This window comes from Streptomyces sp. Isolate_45 (assembly GCF_024721315.2).
Taxonomy (GTDB): Bacteria; Actinomycetota; Actinomycetes; order Streptomycetales; family Streptomycetaceae; genus Streptomyces.
Map to the genome: position 1 here is coordinate 1 of NZ_JANFAK020000003.1, position 13,360 is coordinate 13,360.

The following is a 13,360-nucleotide window of genomic DNA, read 5'->3' on the forward strand; positions in this document are numbered from 1 at the left end:
CTGGAAGCGGGCCGCCGCATCCAGGCGCCTCTCGCCGCCCACCTGTTGGGGCTCCTCGGCGCCGACGTCATCCGCATCGAACCGCCCGGCGGGGACCCGCTGCGCGGCATGCCGCCCACCTGTTCGGGAGTCTCCGCACGCTGGCTCGCCCTGAACCGGGGCAAGAGCGCCGTGGAGATCGACATCAAGGCCGCCGCCGGCCGCCGCCGACTGCGGGAACTGGCCTCCGGGGCCGACGTCTTCCTCCACAACTGGGCACCCGGCAGGGCCTCCGCGCTCGGCCTGGACGCCGACGACCTCGCCCCGGTCAATCCCGCGCTCGTGTTCGCCTACACCGGAGGCTGGGCAGGGCGGCTCGACGACGCCCCCATGGGCACCGACTTCATGGTCCAGGCCCGCACCGGGGTCGGCGAGGCCGTCCGCCCCGAGGACGAACCGGCGGCCCCCTCGCTGATGACCCTGCTCGACGTACTCGGCGGGCTCCTCGGCACCGAAGCCGTCCTCGCCGGCCTCCTGCTGAGGGAACGCACCGGCCACGGCGTCCGGGTGGACTCCTCCCTCCTCGGGGCCGCCGACCTCCTGACCGCCCCGGCCCTGCGGCGTGCCGCCCACGGCGGGAACGCCCGCATGCCCGCCGGATTCCGCCGCCCGCTGCGCACGGCCGACGGCTGGATCGCGCCCGCCGACGACAGCGCCGCGGCCGCGGCCCGGATCGCCGACGACCTGCGCGGCCGCTCCACGGCCGACGCCATCACCCGCCTCCACGAGGACGCACTGTCCGCGACGGCCGTCACCACCGACCTGTCCGCCCTCCACCACGACCCCCGCCTCACCGGCCCCATCGGCCGCGACACGCACGGCGCCCCCACAGTCCCCGACCCCTGGAGCTTCGCGTGACCGCCACCGGACCCGCCCTGCACGATCTGCTGCCCGCCGAACTGCGCCGCTCCTGGGTCGTCGACGGCACCTGCCCCGACCTCGACCTCTACAGCCTCTTCCGGGCCCGTCAGATCGCCGACCTGCACCACACCGCCGTCCTCGACGCCAAGGGCGCCCTCTGCTACACCGCGCTCGATCGGAAGGTGCGATGTCTCGCCGCCGGCCTGAGAGCCCTCGGCATCCGCCCCGGCGAGGTGGTCGGCGTGCAACTCCCCAACGACCGCGGCGCGGTCATCGCCGACCTGGCACTGGCCGCCCTCGGCGCGATCGCCCTGCCCTTCCCCGTGGGCCGGGGCACGCTGGAGGCCGAGTGCCTGCTGCGCCGGGCCGGGGCCGTGGCCGTCATCGCCGTGACCGACCACCGCGGCACACGGCACGCCGCCGACCTGCTCACCCTGTCGGGCGCCCTGCCGGCCCTGCGCCACGTCATCGCCGCGGGCCCCGGCACCGCGCCGGAGGGGGCGGTCCCGCTCCGGGGGCTCATGCGGTCCGACCCCGGCGGGTTCGTTCCCGCCCGGCCCGACCCCGACAGCGCCGCCCGGATCCTCGTCTCGTCCGGTTCGGAGGCCGAACCGAAGATGGTCGCCTACTCGCACAACGCCCTGGCCGGCGGCCGAGGAAACTTCCTGGCCTCCCTCATCCCGGACCGCGCCGTGCCGCCGCGATGCCTGTTCCTCGTACCGCTCGCGTCGGCGTTCGGCTCCAACGGCACCTCCGTGACCCTGGCCAGGCACGGCGGCACCCTCGTCCTGCTCGACCACTTCACCCCGGAAGCCGCGATCGAGGCGGTGCGCGCCCACGAACCGACGCACGTCCTCGGTGTCCCCACCATGGTCCGCATGATGCTCGAACGCCTCGACGCGACGGGCGGGCAACTGCCCGCGCCGACCGCCCTGGTCCTCGGCGGGGCACCCCTCGACGAGACCACGGCCGCCGCCGCCGCCAAGGCCTTCGGCTGCCCGGTCGTGAACCTCTACGGGTCGGCGGACGGGGTCAACTGCCATACGGGGCTGGCGCACACGGTGCCACCCACCGACGGCGGGGGAGTCATCGTCGGCCACCCCGACCCCCGCGTCGCCGAGATCCGCATCGCCGATCCCGACACCCACGCCCCGCTGCCCGAAGGCGAGTTGGGGGAGATCATCTCGCGCGGCCCGATGACCCCGCTGTGCTACGTCGCGGCCCCCGAACTCGACGCCCGCTACCGCACCCCCGACGGCTGGGTCCGCACCGGCGACCTCGGCTTCCTCGACCCCGAAGGGGCCCTGCACGTCGTCGGCCGGCTCAAGGACATCGTCATCCGCGGTGGCGCCAACATCAGCCCCGCCGAGGTGGAACGCGAACTCACCGCCCACCCCGACGTCAGCGACGTGGTCTGCGTCGGCGTTCCCGACCCGCTGATGGGGGAGCGGCTCGCGGCCTGCGTGGTGGCCCGCGGAGCCCGCCGTCCCACGCTCGCCTCGCTCGCCGAGCACCTGACCGCACGCGGCCTGGGACGGTCCAAGCACCCCGAGCGGCTCCTGGTCGTCGAGGCACTGCCGCTGACGGCGGCCGGCAAACCCGACCGGACCGCGCTGTGCCAACTCCTCGCCGCGCAAACAGGAATGGACGACGACAGCGACACGGTCCCGCTCGCGCACGCGGGATGACACGACGGGGCCCGGCGACCAACCGGCCGCCGGGCCCCCTCGAACTCCCGCTCTCCCGAACCGGTTTCAGGAGCCCGACATGGCCTTCTTCAACTCGGCCGCGGCGTTCCGGTACACCGGCAGGAGGTCGAGGTCCTCCCCCGGATAGTTCACGATCCTCACCTGCTTCGCTCCCGAGTCGGGAAGGACGGTGCCGGTGGACATGTGCGCGTTGTCCAGGACGAGCGCGGGCTTCTTCGCGGACAGCTCGGAGAGCTGGGCCGGGGTCACCGCCTCCGGCCCGTAGGTGCCCACCGTCGTGGCCCCCGCCAGCTTCGCCGACCAGCCGGTGAAGACCTGCGTCACGACCGAGGGGCTCCGGCCGCCGGGCCAGGCCGCCCGGACCTCCTCGTTCAACCGCGCGTACGAGGTGTCGAACCCGGACTTCCAGCGCGAGGCCGCTTCCTCCGTACCGAAGAGCCGGCTCAGCTCCGCCACCTCGGCACGCACCGCGTCCGGGTCGTTGTCGAGGTTGACCTCGACCAGCTTGGCCTTCGAACCGGCCGCCTCCTTGATCTTCGCCGCGTACGGCTCGAAGGGCGCGTACAGCACGAAGTCGGCCCGGGCCACGGCGGCGAGGTCGGAGGGCTTGGGATCGTAGTCCGGGGCGTGGTGCACGGACTGAGGCACGATCACCTTGATGTCCTCGGCGCCGGCCGCCTTGGCGAACGCGCCCTCCCACGTGGTCGTGACGACCACGACCGGCTTCCCGCCGCGGGACGGCGCGGCCTCCCCCGAGGAGGCGCCGCTCCCGCAGCCGGCGCTCAACAGGAGGGCCCCGCTCAGTGCGAGGAGGGAAGGGACTCGGGCGAGGGGGTGGGGCGCCATGAGCTGATTCTCCGTTCGGGGATGAGGTGCACGGCGAGGACGACAGCCCCCGCCGTCAGGACGAGGACCGGGCCCGGGGGCCAGTCCAGCCACAGGGCCAGGACGAACCCGGTCAGGTTCACCACGACGCCGATGCCGACCGCCCACAGGGTGATCGACTTCAGCGAGCCGCCCAGCCGCCGGGCGGCCAGGGCCGGGAGCAGCGTCAGGGCGTCGACGAGCAGGGCGCCGGTGAGTTTGATCGCCCCCGCCACGGCCACGGCCACCAGGACCAGGAGCGCCGCGGTCAGGGCCCGTACGGGGACCCCCGAGCATTCGGCGAGCTCGCGGTCGTACAGCAGCAGCCCGATCTCGCGCCGCCGCCACCAGAACAGGCCGGGCACCAGCACCGCCAGTACGCCCAGGACGACGAGGTCGGTGGGCCCCACCGACAGGATCGACCCCCACAACAGGGCGAACGCACCGGACGCGTTGACCCCCGACACCGCCAGCAGGAGCAGCGCCGCGGCGATGGCCAGGCTCATCAGCAGCCCCATGGCCCCCGACAGGCCGTCCGCCGTCCGGGCCAGCGGGGCGACCCCCGCACCGGCGAGCGCGCAGGCGGCGAGCGCGCACAGCATCGGATCCAGGCCGGTCAACAGGCCGACCGCGATGCCGAGCAGCGCCACGTGCATCATCGCGAACCGCACGGGCATGATGTCGAGGCCCACGATGACCACACCGATCACAGGCAGCCCGACCGCGGCCAGCAGCAGCGCCAGGCCCGCCCGCTGAACGGCCAGCAGCCCGAGCAGTTCACCGAGGTCGGCGCCGGCGAGGGTCACCGCACCTCCCGCAGCCGCCCCGCGGCCATCTCCAGCACCCGGTCGCACCGTCCGGCCATCTCCCGGTCGTGCGTCACCACGATCAGCGTCACGGGCAGCGACGTGAGGACGTCGGCCGCCCGGGACTGGCCGTCGAAGTCGAGGGCGGCGGTCGGCTCGTCGGCCAGGACCACCTGGGCCCCGGCGGCCACGCAGCCGATCGCCCGGGCGAGGTACATGCGCTGCAACTGGCCGCCGGAGAGGGTGTGCAGGGGCCGGGCGGTCAGCGCGCCCACCCCGAGCCGGTCGGCGGCCTCCGCCGCCTCGACCCCGGCGGCGCCGGCGGCGAGGAGCTCCGACCCGAGGAGGGGGAACCGGCCGGCCGCCGGCTTCTGCGGGATCCAGGCGCAGGCCCGCCGCCGCCAGGCCCACTCCGCCGCCGAACCGGTGCCCCGGCCGCCGACCAGGATCGAGCCCGTCACCTGCCGGTGCAGCCCGAGCACGGCCCGCAGCAGGGTGGTCTTGCCGGAACCGTTGGTCCCGGTCAGTGCCACCCGCTCGCCCGCCGCGATCTCCAGGTCCACGTCGGCGACGGCCTCGACCCGGCCGTGCCGGCAGGCCACCTCCCGCATGCGTACGTCCAACCCGCCCATCGCACGTCCCTCGATCCTCCGTAGCAGGGAGTGGGTCGGGCCGGGTGTCCGCCCTCCCACACCCCAGGAGTCGGACGCCGGGCCCGCCGGGTTCCCGCCACCGGCCCGGTGCTCGCGAACATCCGGCCGGCACCCTCCGGCCCCCGCCTCGCGTACCTCCCGCCGATACCCGCAGGCCCCGCCCCCGCGCCCGCGCCCCGGTCACAGCACTAGGCTCTGCGGATGTGACCCCCTACTCCTTGGCGTTCTACATGGACGTCGTCACCACCGGCACCGTCCTCGGGCTGCGCCCCACCGACCCTCCCGACCGGGTCACCGAGGTCCTTGGGCCGGGATTCGCCGAGAACGACCACGGCGGCGTCGGCATGTTCCGCGACTACGGCCTCGCCGAGTTCCACTGGCACCGGGACGGAGCGGACCGGCCCTGGTCCGGGCACCACTTCACCCTCCAGGTGCACCGCCTCGCCGCTCGCGACCGCACCCTCGTCAACGCCGCCATCCGCGCCCGCCACGGACGCTTCGCGCCCCGGCTGCGGTTCGCGAAGCTCCAGCGGCTGCTGGAGCGGCGCGGCGTCCCGCTGGTGGAGGTCCCGGAGAGCGCGGGGAACGCCCCGTACTACCGGACGTTCCGGCAGCCCGCCTCCCGGGTGGCCGTGTCCGTCATCGGCGCCCACGGCGAATACAACACGCCGGACGACCTGCGCGTCGGTGACGTGTACTCGATCCAGGCCCCCATGACGGACGAGGAAGCGGAATACCGCATCGCGCGCGCCGCCCGGCAGCAGGACGTCCCGCCCGTGCGGTAGGGCCTGTCGTCGAACTCCCGTCCGCCGCGAGGCCGCCCTCCGGGCGACGACGGGAGTTCGACGACAGGCCCCAGGCCCCCCAGCGCCGCCCGGCACACCCCCGCCCGGGCTACCCCCAGCCCATCTCGGAGTACGCCTCGCCGCGTCCGATCGCCTCGATCGCGGCCCGCGCGTACGGCACGATCGGCTCGGGAAGGTCGGCGGGGTGCTGCCAGGACCACTCCAGGCACTTGTCCGGCTCCCGGATCTCCGGAACGCCCGACCAGGCGTGCGCCCGGAACACCAGCTGGATGCGGGGCGGTCCACCTGCCGCACCCGGGTGCAGCAGGTGGACGGTGTGCACGAGCTCGACGTCCTCGGCCGCGATCGTCAGCCCGGCCTCCTCCTCGGCCTCCCGGATCAGGGCGCCCAGGGCGCCCTCGTCCTCGCAGTGGCCGGCCAGGAAGTGGTAGCTGCCGCCCGCGTACGCGACGTCGGGGTGGCGCAACCCGAGCAGGATCCGGCCGTCCGCGCGCCGGAGGTAGAGGTGTACGCCGACGATGTTCGGCCGGGCACCGCCGTACTCGGCCCGGCGGCCCGGGACGAAGCGGTGCGGGGGAGCCGCGGCGGCGCTCGCGCGCGCGTCGGCGGGTGGGTCGGTCATCCGGTTCTCCTCGGGGTGGGCGGCCTGACCGTGCGTTCCCGACGATGCCGTGGAGCCGGCCGCCCCGCGGGCCGTTCGCGGCGCGCGGCACCCGAAAGGGGACACCGCGGTACTCCCGGCCCTGTGGCTCCACGGGATGCGGCGGTATCCTCCTCGTCATCCCTACCCGAGACCGGAGCACCGTGATGTTGGCGCACGAGTACGGCTACCAGGTGTTGCCCGGAACGGCCTTGGAGACCCCCGGGGTCGAAGAGGTGCTGCGGCGCCGCGAACGGGGTTCCACGCGGGCGGTGTCGGCGCTCGCGGCGGAGGTCGTGCTGCTGGTCGCCGCCGTCCTGCTCGTCGGCCCGACGTCCACGGCGGCCGCGGTGATCGCCGCCGGGTTCGTCCCCGTCCTCGCGGTGACGGCCGGCCTGTGGTTCCTCTGGCGCAGGGCCCGTCGCAAGGAGCGGCTCGCCATGAGCACCTACGGCTGGCAGGTGTGGCCCTGCCGTTCGCAGGAGGTTCGCGTCGTCTCCGGCGACGGACAGCGCGCGCAGGGCCGCCGGTGGGGCACGGACGGCCGCGTCGTGCTGCTGGAACCCGACGGCCGGAGCCACTGCTCGTTCCCGCAGCCCTGGGATGGCTGGGACGGCCCGAGCGTTCCGCGGCAACAGGCCCACGACCGGATGTGGTTCGCCGGGGACCCCCGGTTCGGCGGCATGCTCGCGGCGCCCGGGGGCCTCCCGTTCCGCTACGTCGTCCGCACCACCCCGGGCAGGCGCGGCGGCTCCACCGCCGAGGACGAGGCGGCCCGCCGCAGCGGTCTCATGCCGCGGAACTGGACGCCCCGCTCCTGACACCGCAACAGGTCCCGTTGTCCTGCGTACGCGTACTCGGGACGACGGGAGCGCGGGGCTGTGACCGTCGAGCCTCGCCATCCACTACGCGAGGGTGCCCTGACCCCGCCGGAGCACGGGCCGCGCCGCCGCCCGACGGCTCAGGAGATGGCGTACCACTGACTGGCCCAGCCCGTGTTGATGGTGCTGGTGGACTGGTCGGCGAGGTTCACGGAGGCCGGCAGCGTGGTCTGCCCGGTCAGCAGGGTGCTGTAGCGCAGCTGCGGCGGCGTGAGGCCGGCGTTGACGGAGATGCCCGCCCCGGTCGCCTTCAGGGTGAGGGCGTTGGTGGCCCAGCTGCCGTTGAGCAGCAGGGCGATGAAGTAGGTGCCGGGGGCGGCGGTGAACGGCTTGGCGAGGGGCAGCGGCTTGGCGATCGCGTCCGTCATCAGCTGGGGCGAGACGTCCGCCGTCGACGCGAGCAGGGCGCCCCGGGCGTCGTACACGCCGAGGTAGCAGTTGGACAGCTGCGCGTTCGGGTCCACCCCGGCGAGGCCCAGCCAGATGTTCGACCAGGTGATCTGCTCGCGCAGGACGATCTTCACCAGGGTGACCCGGCCGCCCACACCGGCCGCCGACTGGGCCGTCACGTGCCCCGCGTCGTTGGGGTCGCCGGTCCAGGCCAGCAGGTTCTGGTCCCGGGGGAGGGGCCCGTCGAACCCGGCGGCGCCGCCGCGCGCGGGCGGCGGCACGGGCGAGGGGGCCGCGGAACTCTTCGCCGCGCCCGCTCCGTCGCCCTGCGCCGTGCAGCCGGTCAGGACGAGCAGCGCCGACAGGACGGCGGCCAGGCCGGCCGTGGCGGTGGTGGTACGGGTGCGCATGGTCCCCCCATGAGGTGCGTGTGTGTCGGGGGGACATGGTCACACGACCTCGCGAGGGCCGGGCCACCGGATCCGTGCGGTGCGCGGGCGTCGCTCCATGGGTTATCGTTGATCTTGTGCTCGCCGCCGTGAACAGCGGTTGTCGGGTCCGGCGTTGGTGGTCCAAGGAAAGACACCCCACTTCCCGTGGGGGAATGCAGGTGCAAGGCCTGCCCAGCGCTCGAACCAAGGCCCCGGCCTCCTCATGGAGGTCGGGGCCTTCGCGCGTCCGGCTCAGGCCTCCCGCGTCCACCGCTGGGAGGCCGGCCCGGAGCACGACTTCGTGACGAGACCGCTCTGCATCCCGAGGTCCAGACAGCCGCCCCCGAGCTCGCTCCGCAGAGTGCCGCCCCCGCCGGAGCGCCACAGTCGGCCGATGTCCTGCGCGCAGTCGCCCACGAAGACGGCCTGGCCGAGCCCGTTGGAGTACAGGCACCCGCCGCTCTGCTGGTTGACGAGCTTGAACGTGCCGTCCGGCCTGCCCTGGACGGTCCACCGCGCGGTCGGGTCCGAGCAACTGCCGTGGTCCGAGGACCCGAACACCTGGGTGACGCACCGACCGTTGTTGCCGTTGCGGTACTGGCCGGTCCCGGACTGCGGGGGCTTCGGGGCGGGGGGTGGTGTCGACGCACCGCCGCCGGCAGGGGGCGTACCCCCGCCGCCACCACCGCCGGCGCCGTTCGCGTTGCCTCCGCCCGCGCCACCGGTCGGGGTACCGGAGCCGCCGACGTTGCCGGGGCCGGAACCGGGGCCGGCTGCGGCGCTGCCGGGGAGGGCGACCGGGGGACCGGCCGTCCCGCCCTGCCCGTTGACCTGCCCGTCGCCCCCGGGCTGTGCCGGGGACGGCGACCGGCCGGGGGAGAGCGGGCCGGATGGGCTCGCGCTTACCGCCGCGGCCGGTGGGGGCGTCGTACCCGCCGGGGTCGTGACCGCGGGGAGCGGGGTGTTCCGGGCCTTGGCCTGCGGGGGGATGGTGTACGGCAGGAGCTGGAGGGCGAGCGTCGTACCGCCCGCGACGACCACGACGGGGACGACGGCGAGCAGGACGCGGGTGCGGCGGCGCTTCTCACGCGGCTGGGGGCGTCCGGTGAGGGCCACGGCCGCCGGGGCGGCCCCGGGGCCCTTGTCCGCTCCGGCCGGCTGCGGGTCCGGCTGCCGGCCCGTGAGCGGCAGCGTGGGCACGTCGGGCTGCTGTACCTCGGCCGCGAAGGCGGCCCGCTCGGTCAGTTGCGCGGTGATGGCGTCCGGCCACAGTGGCGGGGTGAACGGCCCCTGCCGGGAGGCGCGTTCGAGGAGTTCGGCGGCGGTGGGCCGTCCTTCGGGATCCTTGTCGAGGCAGGCCGCGACGAGCTCGGCGAGGTCCGGCTCCAGTTCCCGCAGCGGTTCCAGGTCCGGTTCCTCGTGGACGATGCGGTAGAGCACGCCGTGCCCCGACTCGTCGCCGAAGGGAGGCCGGCCCGAAGCGGCGTACGCGAGCACCGAACCCAGCGCGAACACGTCGGTCGCGCCGCTCACCCGCCGCTTGCCCGACGCCTGCTCCGGCGCCATGTAGGCGGGAGTGCCCACCACCATGCCGGTCCGGGTCAACTGGCTCTGTTCGGCGGCCCGGGCGACTCCGAAGTCGATGAGGGTGAGCCCGTCGAGGGTCAGCATGGCGTTGGACGGCTTCAGGTCCCGGTGGACCATCCCCAGCGCGTGCACGGCCTCCAGCCCCGCGGCGGCCTCGCGCAGGAGCAACCACAGCGCCCGCGCGGGCAGCGGCCCGCCGTTCAGCTCGACGGCCTCCTTGAGCGTGAGGCCGGGCACGTACGCGGTGGCGAACCACGGCGGTCGCGCGGCGCGGTCGCTCGCGAGCAACGGAGCCGTGGCCCCGGCGGGCAGTCGGGCCAGGTTGTCCAGCTCGTGTCCGAAGCGGCGCAGGAAGTCCTCGTCCTCGCCGACCACGGAGGGCAGTAACTGTTTCACGGCCACGTACCGGCCCTCGTGCACCCCGAGGTACACCCGCCCCATACCGCCCGCCCCGAGCCGGCCCGCCAGCGGTATCGGGCCGATCCGACGCGGATCCTCGGCCTCCAGCGGCTTGGCCCCGCTGCCCCTCAGCTCCAACACGTCAGCCCCATCGGATCGGATTCGGTTCGGTTTCCGAGAAAACTACCCGATGGGTTGCGGGCGGCAACGAAGGCCTCCCGTAAGGCGATTGCGCCTCAGACGGTGCGGTGCATGCCGACGGACGCGGGCGTGGTGAGGCGGAACCCGTACTGCTCGTACAGGTAGCGGGCGTCACCGTCGGCGATCAGCGAGACGTACGCGCCGACCGGGGCCCGCTGTTCCAGTTCCCGGACCAGCTCCTCCATGATCCGTTTGCCCAGGCCCCGGCCCTGGTGCTCCGGCAGGACGCACATGTCGACGATCTGGAAGAAGCAGCCCCCGTCACCGACGACCCGGCCCATCCCCACGGGTTCGTCATCGTGAAGCACGGTCACCCCGTGCCAGGTTCCGGGCAGCCCGGCACGGGCCATCTCGGGCGTCTTGGGACTCAGCCCCGATCCGGACCGCAGCCTGAGGTAGACCTCCACCGAGGGGGTTTCGGCACGCAGCGAGTAAGAGTCAGTATTACTGGTCACCCGCTACATGCTACGGACGGCGCCCGACGATCACCAAGCGCACGCGGCCGGGCGGGGGAGGGCCCGGCGGTGGGCCGGTGATCGCCGGCGGCCGACGGTCAGGCGCCCACGTAGGCCGCGAGGTGCTGGCCGGTGAGGGTGGAGCGGTCGGCGACCAGGTCGGTGGGGGTGCCCTCGAAAACGATCCGGCCGCCGTCGTGACCGGCACCCGGCCCCAGGTCGATGATCCAGTCGGCGTGCGCCATCACGGCCTGGTGGTGCTCGACGACGATGACGGACTTCCCCGACTCGACGAGCCGGTCGAGCAGTCCGAGGAGCTGCTCGACGTCGGCGAGGTGCAGGCCGGCGGTGGGCTCGTCGAGGATGTAGACGCCCCCCTTCTCCGCCATGTGGGTGGCCAGCTTGAGCCGCTGCCGCTCGCCGCCCGACAGGGTCGTCAGCGGCTGCCCGAGGCTGAGGTAGCCGAGGCCGACGTCCGCCAGCCGCTCCAGGATCTTGTGCGCGGCAGGTGTGCGCGCCTCGCCCGAGCCGAAGAACTCCTCGGCCTCCGTCACCGACATCGCGAGCACCTCGCTGATGTCGCGGCCGCCGAGGCGGTACTCCAGCACCGACGCGTCGAACCGCTTGCCCTCGCACTCCTCGCAGGTGGTCGCCACGCCGGCCATCATCGCCAGGTCGGTGAAGATGACGCCGGCCCCGTTGCAGTTCGGGCAGGCGCCCTCGGAATTCGCGCTGAACAACGCCGGCTTCACGCCGTTGACCTTCGCGAACGCCTTGCGGATCGGATCGAGCAGTCCCGTGTACGTCGCCGGATTGCTGCGCCGCGAGCCGCGGATCGCACCCTGGTCGATGGACACCACGCCCTCGCCCACGGCACCCGGATGCTTGGGCAACGAACCGTGCACGAGCGAGCTCTTGCCGGAACCGGCCACCCCGGTGACGACGACGAGCACGCCGAGCGGGATGTCCACGTCGACGTCGCGCAGGTTGTGCGTCGCCGCGCCCCGTACCTCCAGGACGCCGGTCGGCTTGCGCACGCTGTCCTTGAGGGCGGCCCGGTCGTCGAAGTGGCGACCCGTGATGGTGCCGCCGGTCCGCAATCCCTCGACGGTGCCCTCGAAGCAGACCGTGCCACCGCCCGCACCGGCGCCCGGGCCGAGGTCGACGACGTGATCGGCGATCGCGATCGTCTCCGGCTTGTGCTCGACGACCAGCACCGTGTTGCCCTTGTCGCGCAGCCGCAGCAGCAGGGCGTTCATCCGCTGGATGTCGTGGGGGTGCAGGCCCGTGGTGGGCTCGTCGAAGACGTACGTGGTGTCGGTGAGGGAGGAGCCGAGGTGGCGGATCATCTTGACGCGCTGCGCCTCGCCCCCCGACAGGGTGCCCGACGCCCGGTCGAGCGAGAGGTAGCCGAGCCCGATCTCCACGAACGAGTCGAGGGTCTGCCGGAGCGTCGTGAGCAGCGGCGCCACCGAGGGCTCGTCGAGGCCGGCGACCCAGACCGCCAGGTCGCTGATCTGCATCGCGCAGGCCTCGGCGATGTTGATCTTCTTGATCTTCGAGGACCGGGCGCCCTCGCTGAGCCGGGTGCCCCCGCACTCGGGACAGGAGGTGAAGGTGACCGCCCGGTCCACGAACGCCCGGATGTGCGGCTGCATCGCCTCCCGGTCCTTGGACAGGAACGACTTCTGGATCTTCGGGATGAGTCCCTCGTAGGTGAGGTTCACGCCCTCGACCTTCACCTTGGTCGGCTCCCGGTGGAGGAAGTCCTGCATTTCCTTCTTCGTGTACTTGCGGATCGGCTTGTCCGGGTCGAGGAAGCCCGATTCGGCGTACAGCCGGACGGTCCACCAACTGTCCGACTTCCAGCCGGGGATGGTGAACGCGCCCTCCGCGATCGACTTGGTGTCGTCGTACAGCTGGGTGAGGTCGATGTCGGACACCGCGCCCCGGCCCTCGCAGCGCGGGCACATGCCGCCGGTCCGGCTGAAGGTCTGCTTCACGGTCCTGGTACCGGCGCCGCGCTCGACCGTGACGGCACCGCTCGCGCGGACCGAGGGCACGTTGAAGGAGTACGCGTTCGGCGAGCCGATGTGGGGCCGGCCGAGCCGGCTGAAGAGGATGCGCAGCATCGCGTTCGCGTCGGTGGCGGTGCCCACGGTGGAACGCGGGTCGGCCCCCATCCGCTGCTGGTCGACGATGATCGCCGTCGTCAGGCCTTCGAGCACGTCGACCTCGGGTCGCGCCAGGGTCGGCATGAACCCCTGTACGAAGGCGCTGTACGTCTCGTTGATCAGCCGCTGGGACTCCGCGGCGATCGTGCCGAACACGAGCGAGCTCTTGCCCGAACCGGAGATGCCGGTGAACACGGTCAACCGGCGCTTCGGGAGCTCGACGCTGACGTCCTTGAGGTTGTTCACGCGCGCGCCGTGGACGCGGATCAGGTCGTGGCCGTCGGCAACGTGCGACGCGGACGCCGGGGCGTCCGACCTCTTGGCCTTGCTCATCGTGTCTCCCAGGTGGTGCGTACGGGGCCTGCGGCGCGGATCCCGTCGGCCTCGGGCGCCGCGCCGGCGTTCATCACCGTCACGTTAGCCCGGGTGCGCGGAGCGGGGCTTCTCCATTCGTGATCGGTCGC

The 13,360-nt window shown here is 73.5% G+C and carries 12 protein-coding genes; 4 read left to right on the forward strand and 8 right to left on the reverse strand.

Features of this window, described 5'->3' with window-relative positions; genetic code table 11:
* Both NOD94_RS01670 and NOD94_RS01675 read left to right on the forward strand, forming a co-directional pair.
* On the forward strand, positions 1–897 hold an 897-nt coding region (locus NOD94_RS01670), incomplete at its 5' end, for a CoA transferase (protein ID WP_281203862.1).
* Positions 894–2,588 carry a class I adenylate-forming enzyme family protein gene (locus tag NOD94_RS01675; protein WP_281203863.1) on the forward strand — a complete coding sequence of 565 codons (1,695 nt, stop codon included), beginning with the start codon at positions 894–896 and terminating at the stop codon, positions 2,586–2,588. The genes NOD94_RS01670 and NOD94_RS01675, both read left to right, overlap by 4 nt.
* A 66-nt stretch (positions 2,589–2,654) precedes the next feature.
* On the opposite strand, the gene NOD94_RS01680 is transcribed toward NOD94_RS01675, so the two are convergent.
* From NOD94_RS01680 to NOD94_RS01690, 3 genes are read right to left on the reverse strand one after another with little or no spacing between them, the layout of a single operon-like run.
* Entirely contained in the window at positions 2,655–3,455 is an 801-nt protein-coding gene (locus tag NOD94_RS01680) for a zinc ABC transporter substrate-binding protein (RefSeq protein ID WP_281203864.1), read from the reverse strand.
* Entirely contained in the window at positions 3,410–4,279 is an 870-nt protein-coding gene (locus tag NOD94_RS01685; RefSeq protein WP_281203865.1) for a metal ABC transporter permease, read from the reverse strand. Before NOD94_RS01685 ends, NOD94_RS01680 begins: the two co-directional genes overlap by 46 nt.
* Positions 4,276–4,911 carry an ABC transporter ATP-binding protein gene (locus tag NOD94_RS01690; protein WP_281203866.1) on the reverse strand — a complete coding sequence of 212 codons (636 nt, stop codon included), beginning with the start codon at positions 4,909–4,911 and terminating at the stop codon, positions 4,276–4,278. The genes NOD94_RS01685 and NOD94_RS01690 overlap by 4 nt, the downstream gene beginning before the upstream one ends.
* Positions 4,912–5,135: 224 nt before the next feature.
* Here NOD94_RS01690 and NOD94_RS01695 point away from each other — a divergent pair, with 224 nt between their 5' ends.
* Positions 5,136–5,717, forward strand: a complete 582-nt coding sequence (locus NOD94_RS01695) for a hypothetical protein (RefSeq protein ID WP_281203867.1) — start codon at positions 5,136–5,138, stop codon at positions 5,715–5,717.
* Positions 5,718–5,826: 109 nt separating this feature from the next.
* Here NOD94_RS01695 and NOD94_RS01700 read toward each other — a convergent pair whose 3' ends face one another.
* Positions 5,827–6,360, reverse strand: coding sequence for an NUDIX domain-containing protein (locus NOD94_RS01700; protein ID WP_281203868.1), 534 nt, complete (start codon positions 6,358–6,360; stop codon positions 5,827–5,829).
* Positions 6,361–6,545: 185 nt separating this feature from the next.
* Between NOD94_RS01700 and NOD94_RS01705 the strand changes: the two genes are divergently transcribed.
* Entirely contained in the window at positions 6,546–7,199 is a 654-nt protein-coding gene (locus tag NOD94_RS01705) for a hypothetical protein (RefSeq protein ID WP_281203869.1), read from the forward strand.
* A 140-nt stretch (positions 7,200–7,339) separates the two neighbouring features.
* Here NOD94_RS01705 and NOD94_RS01710 read toward each other — a convergent pair whose 3' ends face one another.
* The 4 genes from NOD94_RS01710 to NOD94_RS01725 form a co-directional block, all read right to left on the reverse strand.
* The gene (locus NOD94_RS01710; RefSeq protein ID WP_281203870.1) at positions 7,340–8,059 is read right to left on the reverse strand and encodes a hypothetical protein; all 720 of its coding nucleotides are present in this window, start codon (positions 8,057–8,059) and stop codon (positions 7,340–7,342) included.
* A gap of 273 nt (positions 8,060–8,332) precedes the next feature.
* Positions 8,333–10,207, reverse strand: coding sequence for a serine/threonine protein kinase (locus NOD94_RS01715; protein ID WP_281203871.1), 1,875 nt, complete (start codon positions 10,205–10,207; stop codon positions 8,333–8,335).
* A 95-nt stretch (positions 10,208–10,302) separates the two neighbouring features.
* The gene (locus NOD94_RS01720) at positions 10,303–10,722 is read right to left on the reverse strand and encodes a GNAT family N-acetyltransferase (RefSeq protein WP_281203872.1); all 420 of its coding nucleotides are present in this window, start codon (positions 10,720–10,722) and stop codon (positions 10,303–10,305) included.
* Between the two features lie 98 nt (positions 10,723–10,820).
* Positions 10,821–13,229 (reverse strand): excinuclease ABC subunit UvrA, encoded by a 2,409-nt coding sequence (locus NOD94_RS01725; protein WP_281203873.1) that lies wholly within the window; start codon positions 13,227–13,229, stop codon positions 10,821–10,823.
* Between the last annotated feature and the right edge of the window lie 131 nt (positions 13,230–13,360).

Excerpts from the sequence above, each read along its gene's own strand:
- NOD94_RS01725 (WP_281203873.1), bottom strand. The coding sequence starts at position 13,229 with ATGAGCAAGGCCAAGAGGTCGGACGCCCCGGCGTCCGCGTCGCACGTT.
- NOD94_RS01710 (WP_281203870.1), bottom strand. The coding sequence starts at position 8,059 with ATGCGCACCCGTACCACCACCGCCACGGCCGGCCTGGCCGCCGTCCTG.
- NOD94_RS01690 (WP_281203866.1), bottom strand. The coding sequence starts at position 4,911 with ATGGGCGGGTTGGACGTACGCATGCGGGAGGTGGCCTGCCGGCACGGC.
- NOD94_RS01700 (WP_281203868.1), bottom strand. The coding sequence starts at position 6,360 with ATGACCGACCCACCCGCCGACGCGCGCGCGAGCGCCGCCGCGGCTCCC.
- NOD94_RS01680 (WP_281203864.1), bottom strand. The coding sequence starts at position 3,455 with ATGGCGCCCCACCCCCTCGCCCGAGTCCCTTCCCTCCTCGCACTGAGC.
- NOD94_RS01705 (WP_281203869.1), top strand. The coding sequence starts at position 6,546 with ATGTTGGCGCACGAGTACGGCTACCAGGTGTTGCCCGGAACGGCCTTG.